Annotated in this window: 14 protein-coding genes; 6 read left to right on the top strand and 8 right to left on the bottom strand. The window is 49.6% G+C overall.

The annotated features are described in order from the left end of the window. Positions 1 to 206: 206 nt before the first annotated feature. The 8 genes from LA756_RS01710 to LA756_RS01675 all read right to left on the bottom strand — a co-directional run bounded on the left by LA756_RS01710 (position 207) and on the right by LA756_RS01675 (position 13,395). Positions 207 to 1,196 carry a hypothetical protein gene (locus tag LA756_RS01710; RefSeq protein WP_224438160.1) on the bottom strand — a complete coding sequence of 330 codons (990 nt, stop codon included), beginning with the start codon at positions 1,194 to 1,196 and terminating at the stop codon, positions 207 to 209. Between the two features lie 131 nt (positions 1,197 to 1,327). Continuing rightward, positions 1,328 to 2,743: a sodium:solute symporter gene (locus tag LA756_RS01705; protein ID WP_224438159.1), complete on the bottom strand. Its 1,416-nt coding sequence runs from the start codon at positions 2,741 to 2,743 to the stop codon at positions 1,328 to 1,330. 30 nt (positions 2,744 to 2,773) lie between these two features. Further along, a complete protein-coding gene (locus LA756_RS01700) occupies positions 2,774 to 3,907 on the bottom strand; it encodes a cysteine desulfurase family protein (protein WP_224438158.1) in 1,134 nt (377 codons plus the stop codon). A 284-nt stretch (positions 3,908 to 4,191) separates the two neighbouring features. Next, complete coding sequence (locus LA756_RS01695; protein WP_224438157.1) at positions 4,192 to 6,831, bottom strand: pyridoxal-dependent decarboxylase; 2,640 nt, start codon at positions 6,829 to 6,831, stop codon at positions 4,192 to 4,194. 7 nt (positions 6,832 to 6,838) lie between these two features. Beyond that, complete coding sequence (locus LA756_RS01690) at positions 6,839 to 8,008, bottom strand: response regulator (RefSeq protein ID WP_224438156.1); 1,170 nt, start codon at positions 8,006 to 8,008, stop codon at positions 6,839 to 6,841. 18 nt (positions 8,009 to 8,026) lie between these two features. After that, positions 8,027 to 8,887, bottom strand: a complete 861-nt coding sequence (locus tag LA756_RS01685; RefSeq protein ID WP_224438155.1) for a hypothetical protein — start codon at positions 8,885 to 8,887, stop codon at positions 8,027 to 8,029. Between the two features lie 73 nt (positions 8,888 to 8,960). After that, a complete protein-coding gene (locus tag LA756_RS01680) occupies positions 8,961 to 9,410 on the bottom strand; it encodes a DUF2000 domain-containing protein (RefSeq protein ID WP_224438154.1) in 450 nt (149 codons plus the stop codon). Positions 9,411 to 10,878: 1,468 nt separating this feature from the next. After that, a complete protein-coding gene (locus LA756_RS01675) occupies positions 10,879 to 13,395 on the bottom strand; it encodes a DEAD/DEAH box helicase (protein ID WP_224438153.1) in 2,517 nt (838 codons plus the stop codon). A 1,655-nt stretch (positions 13,396 to 15,050) separates the two neighbouring features. Here LA756_RS01675 and LA756_RS01670 point away from each other — a divergent pair. From LA756_RS01670 to LA756_RS01645, 6 genes are all read left to right on the top strand, one after another. Continuing rightward, a complete protein-coding gene (locus tag LA756_RS01670) occupies positions 15,051 to 15,887 on the top strand; it encodes a hypothetical protein (protein WP_224438152.1) in 837 nt (278 codons plus the stop codon). Positions 15,888 to 15,990: 103 nt separating this feature from the next. Then, positions 15,991 to 16,545, top strand: coding sequence for a helix-turn-helix domain-containing protein (locus LA756_RS01665; protein ID WP_224438151.1), 555 nt, complete (start codon positions 15,991 to 15,993; stop codon positions 16,543 to 16,545). Next, entirely contained in the window at positions 16,538 to 16,900 is a 363-nt protein-coding gene (locus LA756_RS01660; protein ID WP_224438150.1) for a hypothetical protein, read from the top strand. Before LA756_RS01665 ends, LA756_RS01660 begins: the two co-directional genes overlap by 8 nt. Before the next feature lie 121 nt (positions 16,901 to 17,021). Further along, entirely contained in the window at positions 17,022 to 18,014 is a 993-nt protein-coding gene (locus tag LA756_RS01655) for a DUF4417 domain-containing protein (protein WP_224438149.1), read from the top strand. Positions 18,015 to 18,371: 357 nt separating this feature from the next. Next, a complete protein-coding gene (locus tag LA756_RS01650) occupies positions 18,372 to 20,648 on the top strand; it encodes a Piwi domain-containing protein (protein WP_224438148.1) in 2,277 nt (758 codons plus the stop codon). Next, the gene (locus tag LA756_RS01645; protein ID WP_224438147.1) at positions 20,648 to 21,916 is read left to right on the top strand and encodes a hypothetical protein; all 1,269 of its coding nucleotides are present in this window, start codon (positions 20,648 to 20,650) and stop codon (positions 21,914 to 21,916) included. Before LA756_RS01650 ends, LA756_RS01645 begins: the two co-directional genes overlap by 1 nt. The last annotated feature ends 149 nt before the right edge of the window (positions 21,917 to 22,065 follow it).

The following is a 22,065-nucleotide window of genomic DNA, read 5'->3' as shown; positions in this document are numbered from 1 at the left end:
GACTCACCACGGGTCTTGAACAGCCTGATGAGCAAGTAATTGGCTCGCCATGAAAGGGACGGCCCGACTGGGATAAGTTGCTATGGATAGGTGGGTAGGTCCATCTCGCTTGAAACCTTTGACACGTGACGACACCCCAAAGTGCGTCACGTCAAGTTGCGTCTTCTATACGGCCGTGGAGGCCTGTTATGGCATGTACTACTTAATCACGTGTGATATGACATCTCCGAAGGCCGAGATCCAAACTCATAGGCTACGAACCCTTCCTTTTCAACATCTTCTGGATGATATCCAATCCCGCCAAAGCCAGCCACAATACACACTCTCAAGGCATGTCCCTTTATCTCGGATGCAATTTCAACGGCCACCGCAGCGGCATCCTTAACGGCATCAATGCACTCCGCTGGAATTATGGCAATGATCTCTGAAAAGTCAGAGTCCAACAGGTTCATTATGAATTCCACCATTTCACCTGAGCATCCACACGCACCAGATTCCGTCAAGGCACATCTACTGCCATTTTGGCGGCGGTAATGCACATTCAACACAGAGTCATCATCGGAATCGGATCGACTGTACTCAAGACGATCACTATTGCGGATCATCCTTAATGTATTTCGCTTGAACCTATTTCGAAGCTGTGTCTCCGAGAAAAATGGGCATGACTCCGGCAATATACCTGACTGACGTCGCTTGATCGGGACATTCTGTAGTATTGCATCGGAGGCATCCATTTCAGCTTTTTCCAATTCTTTTCGGTATGAATCAGGAATCTGTAACGTCAGATGAAAGAATGCTTGTCGAAGATTATATGTTCGTGCTTGAATGCTTTTCTGACGTTCTGGCTGGAACGTTGGCTCGCTGAACTTATGGTCGTTGACTAAAAGCGCTATGCGACAATCGATCGGAGGACGGCGGCGCTGCAGGAGGCATCGCAGCTTTAGTCCAAATCGAAACGAAGCGACGCTAAAGTCTCCAAACATCTTCTTTGCGAAGTTGCGAGACGCAGACGAGGCTTCCGAATCCTGTGGGATGTCCTGCCAAATTGCTGGAATCAACTTATGACCTTCACCGTTATCCGGCGGGTGATACATAAGTAAAAAATGGCCAGCAACAACCGCGACCTTTTTTCCAGAAACCCACTCTTCACAAAAACATGCCAATCCCTTGTCATCTTCGAATACTTTTTCTTGCATTGTGATGTTCGTTTACAGCTAGTGTGCATTAGTGGTTTCGCAGGTTCTGCCATCCCTTGACAGCCTGGTAGGACACTATCACTGCGGATGCTATGCAAAATATTGCTGACATCGTAATGAGAATGATCATGTCAGGTAGACTCCTTAGGTTGTGATTCAGAAAGTGGTGCAAACCACTTATTGCGTGGAGAAGTCGTCACAACGCACTGAACCGACCAAAATACCGCTTGATTGACTGTGACACCAACAAGGAGAGAAGGGATGCCATAAGGAACGTGCAGAATCCACTCCCAAGCCACAGTTGCTAGAGCACCAGCAAAGATTGCTGATGCCCCTGCGTACGGATGAGCGCCTTTCATCAAAACCGCAATAATCAAGGGCAGAACGATCGTTGGCGCCCAAAGGGTGTAACAAACCATTAGCGCTTCGACGATCCCAGGAACGACAAGCGCGAAAGACATTGCTGTGACTCCAATTAGGACAGTTATGACCTTTACCAGCTTGATTCCATCGATGTGGTTTTTCAAGTTACCTGTCAGTTGGCCCAGGACATCGTTCTGAAGCGAAACCGCAGCCGCATTTAGCAGCGAATCCTGGCTGCTCATGATGATGCTAAACATGGCGGCAAACGCGAGGCCCAAGAGGCCGCTCGGTAACACATACATCAGTGTTGCCATAAATACATTTTCAGAGTCAGCGTCCACGACACCTCTTCCCAGTAAACCTATGCTGGCACACACGATGAACCAGGCCACGCTAAATCCTCCCGTGAGCAAAAAGCCAAGCCTGGCTTGCCGAGGATTTGCCGCCGCATAAGCACGGTTTACATAAGGAGGTATAAGCGTTTCACCTAGAAAGAATGCCAGAACAAGCGAAAACAGTTGCAGTCCAGAGGGACCGCTCAGACTGGAGGTCTCTGTAGAAACTCCCTCAAGTAGTTCAGGTAGGCCGAACTCCGTGTGCATCATGAACAAGACCAAAGGAAAGGTCGCTGCCAAGACAATGAACTGAAATACGTCCGAGATAATGTCACTCTTGATTCCGCCGAACGTACTGTAAGCAACTACAACAACCGTACTGCCGATTACACACCACAAGAACGGAAGCCCCGTGGCCGATGCCAGGATATCGCCGGTTGCTTTGGCTATCGCCCCGACGATGCCGGTGCATAGCAGTACGGAAAGAATGCCCGTCACGACTTTACACAAAGCACCATAGCGGTACCCAATTACGTCTCCTACGGAAACTGCTTCGGTAAACTCCCGCAGTCGCGGCGCAACAAACATCCCAATCAGAACAGTCTGGGCGGAAAATGCGAAGAAGATTAATAGCCAGATAAGCCCATCGCCGGCGACTTTGTTTGCCAAGCCCATGGAATATCCAGGACCAATCACTGTCGCTGAAAGCGTTGCAAAAACGATGGTCCCTGGAATCTCCCGAGACCCAACTGCAAAATCGACCATGCTTTTTGCGCGCCGACCAGAAATCACTAGTACTACCAGGGCTAGGAAATAGGTCGCTGTAACTATCGTGTCGAGCATAGTCATGTTGCAAAGCGTTCCAAATTGAATTCTAAATCATGTCGAGCAGAGCCCAAGCTGCCGGAAACTGGCTCGAACGGCGTCGATGCAGTCGAGGATTTCGTGACGCGTTGTATACTGGCTGAGGGAGAATCGAATAGCAGTTCGTGCCATACCACGCTCAACTTTCATTGCCTGCAAAACATGCGAGGGCTTATCGTGAGATGAACTGCAAGCCGATCCCGAAGAAACGCAAATATTGTTGTTAATCAAACGCCCCATCAAGTAATCGCCATCGATAGCCGTGAAGCAAACGTTCGAGATATGGGGAGCACGCGGCATTTCTTCCGCGTTAACGATGACGCCTGGAAGTTCTTTAAGGCGATACTCTAATTCTTTTCGCAGCAGTTCCACTTGCGCCATCTCAACGAAGTTGAACATTTCGAATGCCTTGGCCATGCCCACGATCCCGGGGACATTTTCAGTGCCTGCTCGTCGGTTGAATTCCTGATCACCGCCTCCTAGCAAAGGTGGCAGATCAACCCCTTCACGGATATAGACGCCACCGATCCCCTTGGGACCATGGATCTTGTGCCCTGAAAAGGTCAAAACGTCCACGTTAAGTTCGTTGACTTTGACCGGGATCTTGCCGATCGCCTGGACCGCATCACTATGCAGAATGACTCCTCGACGTCGGCACTCCATCCCCAATTCTGCTACGGGCTGGATGGTGCCAACCTCGTTGTTGACGAGCATCAACGACACGAAGCCTGTATCAGGCCGTAAAGCATCGACAATGGCCTCAACTTCCACCCGCCCATTGCGATTCGGAGCAACCAAGGTCACTTCGCATTCCATTTCCTCCAGGCGACTAACACAAGACAGAATCGAGCTGTGCTCTATCTTGCTAATAATCACGTGTTTACGGGCTGGGTGGAGACTGGCCGCCAAGCCAGCTGTCACCATCACGTTCGCCTCGGTGCCCCCACTGGTGAAAACGATTTCGCCAACGTTACATTGAAGTTCGGTGGCAATCGTCTGCCGCGCCTTATCTACCAGTGCACGGGCTTCCCTACCAGATCGGTGTCGACTGGAAGCATTGGCGTATTGAAAGTACGACACCTCTGAACAAGTATCCACTACTTCTCTTGATGGCTGCGTTGTCGCTGCGTTGTCCAAATAAATTCCCATTCCGACCCTCCGCGATCTTGGATGTGTCCATCAAAGCACCCGGCGTGCCATTGGCCAAATGGGCTATAAGATCGCCGGAATACAGGGCAGGCGGTTACAAATTCGTAACTCAGGAATGCAACCGCGTAACCAAATAGTCTCTACTGACTCAGATTTCCGCCGTTCGTCATTTCGGCATTCGACCGAGGCAGCTTACTAATCACGTCAAAGCAGCGACTTATCGAACACGTTGGTTGACTTCCAACGACATGAACAGACCTGGTAAACGAAGATGAATTCGGGTCTTAGATCGCCGAAAGCCGCAGGGACTCTCCTTGACGCACCAAGTCTTCCAGCATGCTAGTTACGGTGCTTATGAATTCCCTTTCCGCTTCGGTAAGATCTGACGCGTCGCCGGCAGGCTGCGACGAAACAAACTTGGCCTTGTCGAAGAGGCGATCCGCTTCAACTTCTTTCCGCTCCTCCATAGAAAGCCCCGAAAACACCGACATTGCAAGAATCGGTCGGGCTGGCCCAAAAGCCTCTCGGAATTTTCTTATCACCGAGTTTCCACTCCCTTTGGAAGCTGGAATGTGATCATCGCCCTGTAGGTTTAGATCACATATAAGCAAATCGATGACTTGCTTTTGCTCGAAAGCGTTTTCGATAATCTGTCGAGCTTTCTCTTCACTTTGGGCAACGATGGGTTCATAAGACTCTAGTTGACCGAGCAGCAGGTTACGAATCATTCCAATTTGTCGTTCTTCATCTTCGACAATCATGATTCGCGGAGGACGCGTGAATGCGTCCCGCAGATTACGGCAACGCTGCTTGGCGATCTCTTTGACCTTTTCGTTGCAAACTTGTGCCAATCGGCGTCCGAGCACATCGATGATCGGAGTCGTCTCTCCATTGATACGGGTGGTGGCCCCAAGCAAATGGGGATGCATGATAACCGATCGAAACATTCGCAAGCTCTCTGTTTCGGTTTCACGATCTTCTACTTTGATCGCCGCGGCATCGAAAAGTGGAGGAAGTACCTTTTGGTATTTCCTGAGAGGAAGTCCGGTGGAGACGAAGAAGAACGAAAAGTCTGAAATGGGACGTGTCCGATCTTTGTCCGCGGAAAACTCCTCGAGGATCAGGTCGGTCAGAATGTTCTGTTCTTTGAGCGTGGAAACCTCGCGATGAGTAAGGATGAAATTCAGGATGTTCAGCGCTGGTCGAACGGGGAAGTGAATCGATACGTTCGAGTTCTCAGCTTGGATGATTTCCGGCAATTCACGATGTAACTGACGTGCTGCTAACATCGAGCGGCCAATCATCGCTCCGTGTCCGTATTGGTCCAATTCCAGGACTTCGTGCGCCAAATGGATACCCGCTGCGACATGCCCTGGGCGCGATCCTTCCAGTGTATAACGTCCCGGAAAAGCCTCGACGTCTTCGCTGTCGAATAGATAGGGGGCCTCACACGAAACGGCGCTTTTGGATCTGCTATCGTGGAAAACAATCGCCCCAGCAGGATAAGGCTGCAGTCCCATTTTGTGTGGATCAACGGTGATCGAATCGCATTTTCCCATGCCATTCAACCTTCGAATGGTTTCACCCCAATTCGCGATATATGGGTCGTCACCCATGTCCTTACCAGCCAGACGGGTGAAGTAAGTGATCGGAGTAGAAGCCTCTTCTTCACCTTCACTCTTGCGAAGCATTGCCGCGGCATAACCGCCATAGGCTGCGTCGGCATGAATCCACGTTTCTAACCCACGGGAGCGAAACTGTTCGCACACCCTGAGAATTTCCGGCAGGCTATCAACAGCACCCTCTTCTGTGGTTCCCATGATCGGAATAATTGCCAACGGTATCGGGCGATGCCCTTCGCGTTTATCGGTGGCAAATTGATTCATGGTCTTTTCAAGTTCGCTAATGTCGATCGAGAAATCGTGCTCAATCGGGACGGAGACAACAGACATTCGGCCTAGCCCTAAGAGGTCTGCGATTTTCTCAATGCTGTAGTGCTTAGTGGATGCCACAATCAGCTTCCACGGAAAGCGGCTTATGGGCTTAAGGCCGTAGCTCGCTAATGCCTCGTCGACATATGACGTCCCAACTTCGACCGGCGACATCGATCGCAGTAAAGTATCCGCGATCTCAAATGCATAGGACCGCAGGTCTTTGGGGGTAGGAAACGCGGCCCCCTCAGGGCTCTCGAAGAACGACAACGATATTCCGGCAATCTGATCACGCATCGCGAGGATCTCCGATCGGGGAATATTCAACAACTCAAACGTTGTCAGGTCGACGATTCTCTTACGTGCTCCAGCGTACTCGACAGAAAGCTCCACCAAGATATCCACTAGCCCGACAGGGAGTTTTTGTGGAGCCTTTTGGAATTCCTTCAATTTCAGAAACAGGCTCACTGGGGCCAGGCGAACGTTTCTCGCTACCCAAATTGCCTGAATATTTGCCGCAGTGCCGCCCGAACAGATGTTCCCCCAGGGCTTGATTCCATTATGCTCACTGTAGCCAAGCATCGTTCCAATTCGGCCGATTGCTCGAGCCTCCAGGCGTGCCGTTACGGGCGATGCCTCTGCCACCACATTGTTTTGGGAGTAAAACAGCGCGGCTAACTGCCCCAGCACTCCTGCGACTTGCAAGTCCGTATGCATATGCCCCAGGTAACGGAAGTGAAAAGTTGGACTACAGCGTTTTAATTCGGCAATCAACCGATTTAGTCCATCACGCAGCTTCGCTTGGGTAGAAACGAATTCCACCCCAATTTTGTCAGATTCACGAACCCATTCGCGATCGTCCGGGTGAAAGTTCCGTCGCCAGAAGCAATGGTCACGAAAGCATTCGACGTACAGGTTCTCGAATAATTGCGAGTTCTCTGCCTTTGGCCCAAGAAAAAGCGGCTTCATCCAGTTGTCATTATATTGATCCATATCGTGCTCACATTGCTTTGTTGTTGGGGGGATGAGTGCGATGAATCACACATCGACTTGCCTGATTGGATTTCCATCGCCGGGCCAGTAGGTTCAACCAATCGGACAGGCGATCGATGTCGAGGGGCTTTCGCATATAGTCCAGAGCTCCCATGCGAAAGCAGTAGGTCACCAAATCATCGGATCTTCCAAGACCCGTAATCATCAAGATGTGCACCGAAGGTGTAGATTTTCGAATCAGGCTCAATAGCTGGGCCCCAGATTGATCTGAATGGTCGTCATCGCGCAGCAACCCGACGTCAACCAACGCCAGTGAGAATTCCTTATTGCGAATCTCTTTTGCCGCCTCTGAACTTGTTTGACAATTAGTCCAATCCCATCCTGTAAATACCTCAGGGATTAAGTCGAACGCCGACGGATCGTTGTCAACGAAAAGAGCCTGAGGCTTGGTCGAGTTGGCTTTCGAATCGTATGTGTGTGCCAGATCAATTCGAATCCCCTCCAGCGGTCCATTCTTGTCGCTTGCGAGGCTGTTGTCGTGAAGCCATTGTGTTACCGCTTCGGGATTAAGATCTGAGCTTCTCTCAAAGTGCCCCGACCAAAAGCTCCGCTTGTCATCGCTAGCCCCCAACTCCAAGACGGCCCACACCATGTCAACCGATCCGAAATACTCGACTACTTCCAACTGGGATTCATGATCAACCTGAGAATTTACTTCCGTCAGTGCCCGTTGATTGGTTAGGCAAAGATTTGTCTCGCCGCGGGCCACCGTCCAGGCGGCAACGGAATTGGAACTGACTTCAACCACCTCATACGCAAAATGAAGGCGGTTCAACAGCGGGGCCGGCGAAGGGTGTGAGGCAATACGATACGGCTGATCGGATGATATCGGGGAAATGGACCTCTTTCCTGCCAACAGGAAAGCCGGCGTCTTGCTGTAAAGCATTTCGACGACATGCAATTGCCCTAGGTTCATAAACATGATGTCGTGAAATTTCGTGTACGCAGCCGGAACAATGATTCGCTGTGCCTCCCCATCAATTACCTTGGCAGCTGCCGCTTCGAACGATGCACAGAGCACGAGGTGAGCGGCCGGATCGAGTCCCAATTCGTGCAGATATCCAATCGCAACCTCTTCGCTACATGTCCCAGCTGGTCCTAATGTCGCCACCAACATAATCATTCCCTTTGACATTTAGACGTAGTTGTCATTTAGCTTATATCTGTCTAGCTCTTTCAACTTCTCAGGCTCGAAAACCGACAACGCTCGATTGATTTCGTGTAGATGTCCCCCTATTTCCGTTGCGGCATTGGCGATGGATGTTTGTGATGGCATTCCCTTGAGCAGCTCGATTTTAGATTCGATGGATGCCCAGTGATCCGCCCAAGTAGAAAGTGGTGATCGAAACACCCAGAGCGGCCACGCCTGTACGAGCAGTGTTTCCGTCGCGAGCGTCGTCAATTCGCTCCATGCCGCACGGAGGTCGTTCACTTTGCCAATCTCGGCGCGACCATCCCGGGCCAGTCTAGCAAGAGATCCTATCATATTGAACTTATTTCCTTGCTCATGCATCCAGAATTGCACTCTCTTTGCCATACATATCTTGCGAGCATATGGCATGTCACAGCCATGATTTGCAGGACAGGAACCGACCGATAAAACAGCCTGCATAAACTCTCGGATTTGTTGACCAGTCTTCAGTGTGCCATTGCAAAAATCAGTGTGCGGATAATACCCATCTAGCTTCGTTGCAATGATTGCTGCGATATAAGAACTGTTGGTGCGGTTCTTGATCGAATCTAGCAGGTCGGCTCCCGCCGCAAGGGAGATGCGACATGGGATTTGACGGTCAAGCTGAGAGTGCCATGTTGTCAGCAGGAAAAGGGCTTGCTGGTGCGAGGACAGATAGACACCCTTGTCATGTGTCAGGTCAAAGATGCAGGCTACGTTATCGGCAAGGTAGTGAGCGATCAGCTCGCTATTTTCGCTGCGACGGACATGGCCGGCCAGCATCCGCAAGGCAGATTGAATCGGGCTTGTAGTGGTATCAATCATTTCCGTTTCCCGACGAGCAATACTATTTTCACGCCAACTACATATTCGATCACTGAAGTAGATCGTACCACAATTATTGATACAAAGAGAATGCGCGAGTTAGATCGCGAACATCCTTATCACTACCAAACACTCCTACTGCAAGCAGTGACAATTCGCTTGGTTCACTACCTTGGATCAAGTTATGATATTCGGCAAAGTTGTTACTGAGCAAACGTCCTTCATCGCAGAAAGCGACAGACTCAACTCCTGGGTGCGCGGTCGACTTTTCCATGAGCGTTTGCAATTGCCCATTCGTCTTTGCTTTGAGGATGGGCATATTCCATCGAATGGACGCATGAGCGTTCCCCCCCTTATCCATAATCGGCGGGCCAAACGCCTCGCACTTCAGTCCTCCCGCAATGATCGCTGCTACGTTCGCGGCCGAACCTCCAGATAGAGACTTATGGAGAATAACTGCCAATCGAAAAACCGGTTGGGAAGTAGTCGGCGAGCCTAGATCTGTGGGAGAAATGTTACTCATGTCGGGGCATTTCCTAAATCTACGGATTAGATTGAATTTGACTTGCTGCTAGGTGCCAGCGGAGCAAATATGCATCCGCTGTCCTATTAAAGGTGGGTAATTGTGATTCTTTGAGAAGGTCTTGAAGCACTAAAGCTGTCTCAACCCTGCGTCAACATCAGGAATCGCGAGAACCAGGCAAGTGGGGCGCCACAATCGCAGTTTGATCGATTGATCAGCGGCATATGCTTGTCAAGCAAGAGATGTGCCATTTGGATGATACTGCCGTTTCATTCGCAAGGATCGCCACCCAAAAAGTGCGATGTTATTAGGGGAATCAGCCGCATGGATATTCGATTACGAGTGTGGATTGCCCGTATTCTTTCATGCAAATACCTGGCATTGCACACAGGTCACATGTCGTTCGGGCACAAATTCGTATCCTGTGAGTTCGAAATTGGAATTCCCCGTTCCAGAATGAAATTTCATGAGTGCGTTATTGCAAAGCGATCGCCCCCGAAACTCACTTGCCGAATTGATAACCGACGCACGCTGAAGCCCCTTATTCGATTCGAATGCCTAGACAACGCACTTTCTCGATTTTACAGGGTAAAGAAAGGCTTCCCTAACTCGAATGCCTTCGGTCCCATCTGGAAAGCCATCCGCTTGCTTCCAGTGCCAAGCCGATCCGTGAGAATGACGTCGCTTCCTAGTCTTTCTGGTGATAACTCGAATACCTCCGCCTCGGCATGTGCGGACAATCGTTGACCTTGTTCTCGCTGCCGACGATACTAGTTCTGCCTATCACACATCCCACCGAACACAGAATCTTATGGAGCCGCTAAGAAAATGCATGGCTTGATCAAACCGACCAGCGATAACTCCAGTCCTAATTTGCGGCATCGAATTGCGACCTTTGTCTTTATCCTTACGCTTGGCGTCGTCTCGTTCCTCCCGGGAAAACAGGCGCAATCCGCGGATAAAGATCGTACCCCCAACATCGTCGTCATCTTCATGGACGATAAGTAGAAGCCTGATGATGAGATTGGCCGAAAACCTCGGCGAAACTGGCGGTTTTTCGGTGAAATTACTGTACGTCCAAACTCGGGTAAATTTCGTCGAATTCAGGTCGAATCGAGTAGATTAACTACACTTTGCTACACCGAATCCCTCCTCATAGACTTCATTTGGATAGGGTGCTGGCTTTTTCGACTTCTCTCTTGCATATTCGTTTCCAGCTCGCCGAGTTAACACTCGAGTCATCAATGTGTCAGATTTCCCATGCTTCTCTCCTCACCAGTAAACGATAGCTGTGATTGACGCGGAGAGATACTGTATCAGGTCGGTTCGTCCGGAGCGCGTCAACGAGTTGCTGCACTTGCTGCGGTCAATGCATTTGGTCGGTATCAGCGACAACCGAGGGAATTATCTGAAAGGAACTTTGGAGTTTCGGATAGACACGAGAACTGAGCCCTAGTTCGGCCGCGGTTTACTTCCGTGCCGGTACACAATAGTTGGTCCGGATGCTACCTGGATCAATCTGATGGCTCGCCAGGAGTTTGCCAATCTCCGTCGTGGTCCAGGATTCCGATGCCTTTGATGACAATGCCGCCGCAAAGGCTCGAAGCCGGCGGTGCAGTTCTTCGAGTTTCCTGGGGGTCATTACAACTGTGTTCGCGGGCGGGTAGGCCGAGTCGCTCAGGTCGTTCGTTGGATGGACCAAGAGAAGCACAACGGGGGCTGCTTTCCCATATTCTTTAATGAACCAGTTCGCGCTATTGGAGAGTTGTTCGGCTTCATCCTGCTGTATTTCGTCGCGATCGAGTAAAACTTCATTCTTGATCTCGGCCAAGAGGTAGTGGTTGTCGGGCATGGCCCACAACCCATCCGGACCTTTTCCAATTTCCAGCTCCGGACGCTCGCTGGTAAATCCGAGTACGGTGCCAAGGTCCTTCCAACTCTCTTCAAATTGAAGATGGTTTACCCCAAAGGCGAGATTGTTGACCAGACCTTCGACGGAGACCGTGATGGCATTGGGGTCGGTGTGGGACTGGACCCAGGTTAGGATGTTCTGGGCTTGCAAGCCTGTCCTGCCGATGATTTTCTGGTAACGGACGCCGGCCACTGGGCGGAACAGCAAACGATTGAACTCGTGCGCCTTGCGCTGCATCTCCTGGGCTCGGTTGGGATCGGCCGCATGGAAATACGTCGCCGCGGTTTGGATGAACCAGCCTTTATCGGAATTGGACGCGAATTTACGTGGTTCCAATTCAGCCTGGATGATTTCGCCAGCTTCGACGCAACTCCCCGCACGGAATCGCAGCGACGCTCGTCGCTCAGCTTCCGCGATCTCCAATTTGAACGAGTCTTGCTCGACCTGCGATAAGCGAACCATCTTTTTAGCGTGATATGCCTTCCACGCCGCGTCGCGGTTGAGGCAAGTACGCATCAGACCCACGAGCTTATCCTTGGGCGTACCATCGTCCGACTTCGTTTGCTTGACGATTTCCTGCCCGATCAAGAACTGCTGCTTGGTTTCAGGCGAGAATAGATTCAGCCGCTCCTTGATGCCCACAAATTGTACCAACTGTGAACCGCAGAGCAGGACTACGCAGTAGTCTTTTCCGGACCGGACGCCACGCCCCAATCCCTGTTCGATGGTTTGTGCCACTCGACCGGTCACGAGCGTCGAGTCGGATCGCACCGAGGCAACATGGCTATCGTAATAGGATTCGCCAGTCGGAACACCGTCGAGAACGAGCACGTGGCAGGCGTTATCGGGGAGATCAATGCCGTCATAGCGATTGGCCAAGACGACGAAATTGCCTTTCGAGGTTCGGAGCCGCTCCACAATCCTGCCAACGTCATCCCCCTGGGCAAGTTCAGCGCCAACGCTGGCCCAGCGATTCGCCAATTTGAATGATGGTACCAAGACTACCACATTGTGTTCTTTGCTGGCGACCCATTTGCAGATGTCGGGGATTTCGGCTTCCAGGCTCGTATCGATCAGGCTGGGTGCGAGAATCATGCGTTCGCCGATGTCGCCGACGATCGGAGGGCGGATAGGACTGGCCGCCGCAGCCTTCGTGATGCCAAATTCCTTTAGCAAGATCGAGTCGTCGATCAGCGTAGCCGAAAGGAAGAAACGACGCTTCGCTTGGGCGAAGCTTGGAACGGATTCAATGGGCACGGTATAGGGGGTGATTTCGAGTCGGTTACCAGAGATGAAGCAGTGGCAAGCGTTCAAGTCTTCCTTGATCAGATCCCAGGAAAAGGTCAGTGCAGGATCATCTCGGAGCTTTGCCAGGACTGCGGCCACGTCCGACTGCCGATCCATCCAGGCCCAATAGGGCACCGGCACCCTGGTCCAGGGGTATCCCTGGTCCAATTCCGCCACTTTACTCGCACATTGGTCGTTCAGGACGGACTTGAACAGACTGAAAATCTTCTTGTAGCCCGCAGAACCCGATTCTAAGGAAACCGTTACGGTTTCCCTCGCAATGGACAGGCAACTATGAGCATCATCCACGAGGATGCCGCCCACGCTTACCGGCGGCCTATTCGAACCGGGGATCCCGAACACTGAACGCCCGTTGAAAAGCTTCTTGAACGTCGTGACGTAGATGGACTCGCTGTTGAGAAACTCGTGTGGCAGTTCGGTCGTGGCCCCATCGGCAACGACTGGAAGCCCAATTTCCGAGCCCGTCTTCAATACCTGCTCCACGAGTTGTTTGTTCGGACAAAGGTAGAGCGAGGGTCCAATCTGCTCATTCAGTAGCGATTGTAACATCAGCAGCCCCACGAGGGTCTTGCCTGAGCCAGTGTTCATCTTGACTACAATGTCGCGGTCATTCCGGCGAGAATGCCACGCCTTCAGCACTTCTCCTTGGACATCGCGGAGATAGTCGAACTTCGTGTCCGACCGAGGAAGCGAGTGGAAGATATCGGCCGGATTTATGGGTTCGGGCAAATCATCCTCGTTGAGCATTTTGCTGAAATCGACCATTCTTGCACCCACTTTTTACGGCGTTGAGAGCGCTGTTGACGCCCTGGAAATTAAAAGGAGAGGATAACTTCGCCGAAGGTTCGGCCAAGTTGGAATCGCAGGTCATTTTGTGCGACTGAGCGTCTAGTGCACCATCGGAACACCCACGTGTGATTGTAAGAGCTCAATTAACTAGGTTGCAAATTTAGCCACTTAAGACTGTCTTGAACATTAAGTCGAACAGGCACAAGCGGAGTGTGTCTCGACGCATGCAGGTGTCGGAATAACTTATTCGAGTGCAAACGGGAAGATCGCAGAAATCCGTCGTCGGAACGATCACAACCTGGCGGGAAACTTTCACGTTTCGTGACTCAAGAGGGAGGATTGTACTTGATCACAATCCAATTTTCTAATTTGTCTCGAAACGGCATCAGTGGGACTGTTGTTTTGTCCGCTTGAACTGCCGCCAATGGAAAACACTGCTATCTCAAAAGACGATGCAGTTGCGCTAGTGGGCGATACAAGCTATGGGAGTTTTGGCGATTGTAAGTAGTTCGCGATTGATACGCGGCGGCACGGCGATGAGCCAACTTGCACCAGCCTCGAGCCCCAACCGCACCAGATAGACTCCTGTTACGTAAGATTCCGGAACTCGCTGTAATAACAAGAGGAGAGAGCTACGAGATACCGGACGGATGGCAGGAATGCATTGATTTCATTACCTTCGTTTTGCCCACGCAGTTCGCAGTTTGGCTAACAGTTTTCCTGGAAAAGGCCTCCTAATGTTTCCGACGCCTGCACGGTCAAGCGTCTCATATCACACTGACGAAAGCAGGGGCCTTACAAATATGGACTACCGTGATAGTCCGGATGCTCGTCGAAGACTGAGTTGAGGGCCTCGACTGACGTAACCTTTCGCGCTGAAGGCCCGCCAACTGGGCGTTTTAACGCTACGCGATATGTGACACCTCGACGCAAAAGGAGAAATGCAACACCTGCATTCTGACGTCGGATCTCAAGGCCCTGCCACACCTATTCCAGATCGTCGAATTCGCCTATGAATCGTGCCCAAACAAAATCCAACTGGTGGATGGCATGTTACCGGCGAAGCTCAATACGCAGTACGGGCCGCAAAACGAGTACATTCCGACGAACTCAACAGCGCGATCTACAGCTCGAATCAGGTTCTGCTCTACTACTGTGCATCGTCTCCATGTCTCGAACGGTCGTTGCATAGAAATGCTGGGCATACGCTGGCAATGGCATTCGTATTAACACCGCACGAACTGCCCTCACCTAGAAGACAAATCGCAGGGATAAGGTCCTAAGCTTGAACGGCCCCGGCTAATTGGTAGCCCCGAAGAGCCTTTGCAGTAGATTCAGGGGAATCCTGGCCAAATCGGCGATAAAAATTGCTAACACTGGCAAAAGCCGGCAATAATCCAAGGACAACACGTCGGGCATCCTATAGATTTTCAACTCCTGCCTCCTTCGATAAATTCCCTACTTGCGGTTTCATTTTGTAGTAGCTGAGCATGGTATTGATTTAACATTACGATTTCCCAGCTAACCCGTTGTAAAGATGCGGTACAGCGTTTTGATCGATATAGCCGAATCGCGATCTTTGACGTCAGGCAACTTCTCTATTCTATCAAAACTCATTTAGAAGGAAGGCGATGATCCTAAATGTTGATCTTGTCGAGAAATTTCAACGAGCTGTTGCAAAATCAAAGAGCATTGAGGACCATATCGCGAAACTGACCTCAGCTACATTACCGGGATTGGTTGAATATGGCTGTCTTAGATTTCAATACCCTGATTTACCTGCAGTCCCAAGGCCGATTTACTCGTCTAAACTTGGTTTAGCTCTTGCGAAAATTCGCTCCCCTTTGGGTTTGCGGGCCCACGGAGATCAAGAGCCCTCGCCGTCTACCATAACGGCTCAGGATTTCGAGTTCATAGCTTTGAACAGCAATGATGATATGACTGGATCTCGCTGGCTTGAATTCGGTGCTCGCTTCGCATTTTCTATCGTGCAGGCTGGATTTCATCGAAAAAAGGCTCTTGAGATTGCTGCTGCCATGGGTGAGATGGCTGACAATGCTGTATGTCACAGTCGATCAAGACACGGAATTCTGGTCGGTTACCAGACAACAAATGACTCTGCCGTTTGCATCATTGCTGATGTTGGAATTGGTGTGCTCAAGTCACTAAAAACCAATTCACGATATAAGAATCTAACTTTGCACGTCGATGCCATTGAAACGGCGCTCAAGGATGGCGAGTCGCGTTACGGGTTTGGTCACGGCGGAACAGGATTCTCTACGGTTTTCAAAAACATGGCCGAGGCAAATGGAACCTTGCGTTTTCGTAGCGGGGAAGGAGCCATTTCCATTGACGGAAAGTCGAATCACTTCGACAAGATAATCAAGCATTCTGTAACCTTTCGGCCTGGGTTTCAGGTTACGCTAAGCTGCCGCTCATTCGAATCAAGCCAAGAACAATTGCTCTGAAAAAGCATTTTTGAGGCTTGTCAGTGAAGCCATTCGCCTCTATACTCACGTGCCGCACATGAGAATACTGAGAATCAGGACTGACGTGACTAGACAAATAAGATTGAAACAGACGCTTTACACGAGCTTGCTGCAAGGACGTCCCCTTGGCCGCAAGCACTTTCCGTTGCTTTGCTCCGAGATAAGTGAATCCGAAGAGGGTGGCCTGATATTGCTGGATTTTGGGGATATCGAAATCGTGACCGGCTCATGGATCAATGAAGCATTGATTCCATTAGTTGGCTGGATGGCAGATCGTCGCAATGATCTCTTCCCAATCCTTATGAATTTGGAATCTGATTGGATTGATGATCTTCAATTAGTCGCAGAATGGAATCATCGTTGCTTCCTGATTGCAGACGGAGATTCACAACTTAACTCGGCAATTCTCGCTGGGGCATTGGATCCAGCACAAAGGCAAACGCTAGATGCAGTCATTGCCATGCCTGGGATCACAGGAGCAGAACTAGAACGACAGAACCCGAATTCTGGCGTGAAAGCAACTGCCTGGAACAATCGCCTGAAAGATCTATTTCAGAAACGACTCTTGCGACGAGAAAAGCAAGGACGTGAGCAGATTTATCATCCCGTTGTTAGAGAGGTTATTTTTCATGGGTGAGAACTTTCGCAAAGGCCAATGCGAGAATTTCAAAAAGGGTTGCGACGCCGCCATGGATCGTATGTCAACGCCCTCGCTGTTTCGACGTCCCGATTTGCAAGTGTATTGCTATGACGCGGATTGTCTCAGTGGAAAGACCATTGCAATAGGTGACGCATTGCATGCACAGATAAGCCAAGACGGGAATACCGCCTATCTCTCCAAAGGGTGCGAAACAGTGGCAATTATTGAAGGAGATGGCGTCACGCAATTGCGGGACGCAATGAAAGATTCCGACTGCCCTGATTTTACCGAGGTCAAAGTTATTAGTGCCTGTGAAATCTCTGAGAGCATTACCGTGCAAGCTACGATTTAGGGAGACGAGTTTGCCTATAGCATCGGTTCGTCCAAGGACATTACATGCGTCAAATAATGCGCCTTCCAAATTCGTCCCACCCGGCTGTAAGAACTGTGCGTTACTTCAGCATTGCGGCGGAATGAGAAATGAACGCGCGCTGCTCAGTTGCTTCGATCAGTTCTGTTGCGGCGATAGCAACTGTGACAACGTTTGCCCGAACAATCCGCAATATGCAACACGAGTCAAGGAAATAGGAGGCTTCGGGAACCATCGCATTGGTCCACTGCAACAACAAGACATATTGCTTCCCAATTATATTCCATTGCTCCACCATGGCTCCAACCGCAAATCAAAACTTGTATCTACTGCGGTAGCAGTTTCTCCCTACGACTTCTTAAAGCTCGATAAAGGACTTTTGAAATCGAACGTCGCGGACCAGGCATCTTTGCGTCAAAAGTTTGGAATATCCGATTATTCCAAACTAGTCATGTGCGGAACATCCAAAGACAAAAACCTAGAGAAGTACTGGACCTACCGTCGTCGAGACAAGACCATGGACGTAATTGCTGCGATCGGGCCCGATCTTTACATCGCTCCGAATTTCTCGATGTTTTTGGACGTCCCGCGTACCGACAACCTATTCAATATAAAACGTCAATTGCTATGCCTTTCGGAATTGTCAGCATCAGGCGTTTCAGTTGTTCCACATATTAGCGCAACTATGATCCAGGACTGGATTAATTGGTGTTCCGTTTTAGAAGAGCACAACGATATTGAATACATAGCATTCAACTTTCAAACAGGATACAGTCAGCCCGCGGAAGGATTAAAGGCTGTAAACGGCTTGAAAACTCTTCAGCAACATCTTGGTCGTAGGCTTTCGCTCATCCTAATTGGTGGTTCTCAGTTCGTACCCTCTACGAAGCATCATTTTCGTGAGATAAGCCTAATCGATTCAAATCCATTCATGAAGACTCAACACCGTCGACGTTTTCAATCAAATGGTCCTGAAAAGCACTATTGGATAAAGTTCGCTACGGGAACCGGTGAATTACTCGACGATCTCCTGCAGGCTAACGTCGATAGTTATGGCGATTTAATTGCACGAAAGGCTGGACGCCTCTTCAATTAATGGAACTCCTGAAGTCTTACTCAGATAAGTCTGAGGCCGTTGCCCAAATTTTTCGACATCAGACAAGTAAAGATTCATAGTTCTCCGTTTAAGCATGAGACGTTTTTCGACAATTGGAAAACTTCGCTTAGCAACCTGCATTTCGAATACCATATCCATTTGTAGTGAAGAGTTGCTATTCCCAACGATAATTTGATGCGTCGCAAGACGTGTTTTCCTAGGGTATTCGGATTGGATTTGGCAGAGAGACGAAATGACACAACTCGCTTCCACTTCCTGAGATAAATATTGAGGCGGTAAGGTTGTTGTGGCGTTAGTTCAATCTGAGAATGAAATCGAAAACATAAGAATTGGCCTATGCTGTACTTAAACGGATTCTCAACGGCAATTGCTGGTACATCGTTAACGGTTCTAAAGGCCAGGATGGAGCCCACTGAAGTAAAGGACGCCAGACGCTCGCTCGGCGACTCTTGGTTTACGATGTATCACGAAGGGTTTCTCTATTCACATGCAAAGGAACAGGTCGCACACGGAGGAATTGGCGAAACGAGTCTCTTGGTGCTCTACGATCATGTTGGCCTGCGTTTTGTAAAGAGCATGCTTGATGAAGCGATGCAAAGTGTCTTTGATCGATATGATCCGGTTCGAGACCGACCATTCACATTTCTCGCGCAAAACACTGAACTCGTCGATGCAGCAGCTTCGAACCTGAAATCTAGGCCTAAATTACTTTCTCGATTTGAAATTCGCCCAAAATATGAACTCGAAGCGAAACTGATAGAACTCCGCCCCGGCAAGTTGGAAATAGTGCTTGTTCTCAATCTGGCCACTCGTTGGATCTGCGATGCAAGTATTAAAGAGCTGCATGAGGCAAACATCCCGCTTCTAGGAATGCATCTCGTTCGAACGAATGTAGAACCGGGTCAACGACGATTGGTTGGAACGTTTGATCGCCTTAGCGGCGACAATGTCGTACTAAAAGAAGCTTATGGCGACACGGATCAAGTTTTTGCAGAAGAATTGCGAGTCGAAGGATCGAAAGAGGTTTTCGCAACATGTCTGCGGCGACTATTGGGCAGCCAATACGACAAGTTCTGTTATGCATTCGACGACGAATTTGGCAAGTTTTGCGGAGGTTCAGGATTTGACCAGGAACTGAACAAAATGGAGCGTTTCCTAAAGGGAAAAAACCCCGTGAAGCTCCATGGCGACATCGACATTACAATTGGAGACAGGGTTCGACTCACAAATCAGTCGAATTACAAAACTGTTTTCGAATTGCCTCCTGGGAAATACTCTTTCGATCGATCCCGTACGAAATTGGCGAATTACGCGTGGGAAGGTTTAGCAAGATATGGCCCATTCGACCGTGGTAGTTTTCCTACCCGCTCACCTCGCATTCTGCTAGTTACTCCGGACACTGTTTCAGGGCAAGTCAGCCAAGCACTCAAGAAATTCCGTGATGGATTCGGTTCGAGTCAGCGAAGTCAATATGATGGTTTTACAGATGTCTTTCACCTTGCCAACCCAACGTTCTACCCACTCTCAGTAAGCCTCTTTGGTGTTGAAAGACTGGAAATTGCAAAAGCTTACCGAAAAGCAATTGAAGAACGACTAGCACGTGATTGTGATTATGACGCCGCTTTTAACATCTTGTTGGATGAACACGCCGGCTTACCCGATGCACAGAACCCCTACCTTGCTGCCAAGTCTATTCTACTCTCCCACGGCATCCCGGTTCAGGAGGCGAGAGTTTCAACATTGACTGCTGATGAAAAGCAGCTTCAATTCACATTCAGAAACATCGCCACAGCTTTGTACGCAAAAATGGGAGGCATTCCATGGACCGTTGACCACGGCGAAACAGTAGACGACGAGTTGGTCATTGGCATAGGAAACGCGGAACTTTCAGGAAGTCGTTTTGAGAAGAGTCAACGCCACATCGGAATCACAACGGTTTTTCGTGGTGACGGAAACTATCTCCTCTCAAATCTCTCTCAAGAATGTAGATTTGAAGACTATCCTTCCGTTCTTCGTGAATCTACGATCACCGTCCTACGCGAAGTAAAACAGCGAAATAATTGGCTACCCGGCCAAACAGTCAGGATCGTCTTTCATGCGTTCAAGCCGCTAAAAAATGTTGAAGTTGCTGACATCATTGCTTCGAGCGTTGAGGAGGTCGGTAGCGAACAAACAACTGAGTTCGCTTTCCTGAATGTATCGCTCGATCACTCGTTCACACTGCTCGATATGGCTCAAAGCGGGATAACGAGACACAATCGAACGAAGGGAACCTATGTGCCACAGCGAGGCCTGGCAGCGGAGGTGGGGCAATTCACGCGGTTAGTCACTACTACTGGTCCGCAAATGGTAAAACGCGCTAACCTTTCTTTGCCAAGGCCGTTGCTGATTCACCTCCACAAACAATCAACCTACCGTGATCTCGCTTATCTCTCAGAGCAGATCCTTAACTTTACAACTTTATCATGGAGATCGACCTTACCTTCAGAAAAACCAGTGACCATCCTATATTCATCTTTGATAGCGGAGCTGCTCGCAAGACTGAAGTCCGTTGATGGCTGGTCGCAAGCTGTATTAAATACCAAGCTTCGAAACAGCAAGTGGTTTCTATAATGCATGAACGACTGTCGCAAAGCTTCTCGAAAAGCGTCGCAGAGATTCGCACATTTGTGGAACAGAATCGTCAGCTGCCAAATCCAGAAGCCGGGCTCTCGATCTTTTTGCATTCGCAAAATGCTGACGCCAACACCCAGCATGAGTCTCTTCCATTTTGGCCAATGGACACCAGCTTTAAACACCCACAAACACTCGCGTGCTTTGGGTATTTGGTAGCAATTGATCCAGGTTATCAGTCGCCTCTCCAAGATGAATGGCCAACTGCTTGCGTGTCTATATTGGGCAGAGACCTATTTCCAATTGATCGACAAGCATTCACTTTTAGACCATTTGAAGTTCTAGGAATTGCTCTTGGCATTAAGCAGGTGGCTGCGCAATCAAGTCCTCTGCAAACGACATTTTCCGAGGTTGTACGAAATTGCTTGGCAAATGGAAACGATGATACAAAATCCCAGTTGCTTTACCGTTTTGTAGAAATGCTGCTTACTGACAAATCGTACGAATTGGTAAAACTCCCTGATGACAACTTGACTTTAGATGTGGCAATAGTTGTCAAGTGGCTCGCAACACAACATTCGCACAAAGTAGCGGTCGATCCAGACCTCGTCTTGGCCGTAGAAGAAAAAATCCTTTCCGATGTCGCCATTGGAAAGTTCGATCTTCAGAATGTTGCGGACGCTTCTCTCCTTTTGTATGCATTAGAGGACAGTATACATCGTCGTCTAATTTCTCGTCTAAACGAAACCTGTCGGACTCCTGCGACCGAGTACGATGCTGCTCGTTTGGTCGAGCAATTGGCGAGAAACTTTCCGCTTTTTGCTCGGCAAATCCAACAACGGCGAAAAGACGTGAAACAACATGGAACCAAACAAAGGCTTCCTCGACCAACAATTGAAATGGTTGACGAGTACGATGTTCAAGATGCCTTACATGCAATTTTACGACTCTTCTTTGAAGACGTTCGCGCTGAGCCATGGACACCATCATATGCTGATAATCAGAATCGAATCGACTTCGTCCTTCCAGATCATCAGATTGCAATCGAAGTAAAGCACACAGGTGATCGTTTGACGCAACGTCACATTGCGGATCAGCTAATCATCGACGCTCGCTACTACCGCCAAGACACTTCTTGCAAGCAGTTAATTTGTCTTGTCTACGATCCAAATCTTCGACTGAAAAATGCAGTGGCATTGGAAAAAGATCTTTCATGCGAGGATGAAGATTTCAGAGTCTGCGTCATCGTATGCCCCCATGGGAAATAGCGTGATAAAGAGCGATTCAGCAACCCCTTCTCTTCTTGGCTCCGTATGAATCGTTTTCACACCGTTGTCGGTCACGCCTTACTATTGCCCCCCTCTCTAGATAGATATAACTTGCCTACTCAAAGGCGTCTACGCCCGATGAAGTGACT

Source organism: Bremerella sp. TYQ1 (genome assembly GCF_020150455.1).
Classification (GTDB): domain Bacteria; phylum Planctomycetota; class Planctomycetia; order Pirellulales; family Pirellulaceae; genus Bremerella; species Bremerella volcania_A.
Note: the sequence above shows the minus strand (reverse complement) of the source record. Positions and strands in the feature narration are given on the sequence as shown.

Coding starts and splice junctions, on each gene's coding strand:
- LA756_RS01710 (WP_224438160.1), bottom strand. CDS start 1,196: ATGCAAGAAAAAGTATTCGAAGATGACAAGGGATTGGCATGTTTTTGT.
- LA756_RS01705 (WP_224438159.1), bottom strand. CDS start 2,743: ATGACTATGCTCGACACGATAGTTACAGCGACCTATTTCCTAGCCCTG.
- LA756_RS01700 (WP_224438158.1), bottom strand. CDS start 3,907: ATGGGAATTTATTTGGACAACGCAGCGACAACGCAGCCATCAAGAGAA.
- LA756_RS01695 (WP_224438157.1), bottom strand. CDS start 6,831: ATGGATCAATATAATGACAACTGGATGAAGCCGCTTTTTCTTGGGCCA.
- LA756_RS01690 (WP_224438156.1), bottom strand. CDS start 8,008: ATGTTGGTGGCGACATTAGGACCAGCTGGGACATGTAGCGAAGAGGTT.
- LA756_RS01685 (WP_224438155.1), bottom strand. CDS start 8,887: ATGATTGATACCACTACAAGCCCGATTCAATCTGCCTTGCGGATGCTG.
- LA756_RS01680 (WP_224438154.1), bottom strand. CDS start 9,410: ATGAGTAACATTTCTCCCACAGATCTAGGCTCGCCGACTACTTCCCAA.
- LA756_RS01675 (WP_224438153.1), bottom strand. CDS start 13,395: ATGGTCGATTTCAGCAAAATGCTCAACGAGGATGATTTGCCCGAACCC.
- LA756_RS01670 (WP_224438152.1), top strand. CDS start 15,051: ATGATCCTAAATGTTGATCTTGTCGAGAAATTTCAACGAGCTGTTGCA.
- LA756_RS01660 (WP_224438150.1), top strand. CDS start 16,538: ATGGGTGAGAACTTTCGCAAAGGCCAATGCGAGAATTTCAAAAAGGGT.
- LA756_RS01655 (WP_224438149.1), top strand. CDS start 17,022: ATGAGAAATGAACGCGCGCTGCTCAGTTGCTTCGATCAGTTCTGTTGC.
- LA756_RS01650 (WP_224438148.1), top strand. CDS start 18,372: ATGCTGTACTTAAACGGATTCTCAACGGCAATTGCTGGTACATCGTTA.
- LA756_RS01645 (WP_224438147.1), top strand. CDS start 20,648: ATGCATGAACGACTGTCGCAAAGCTTCTCGAAAAGCGTCGCAGAGATT.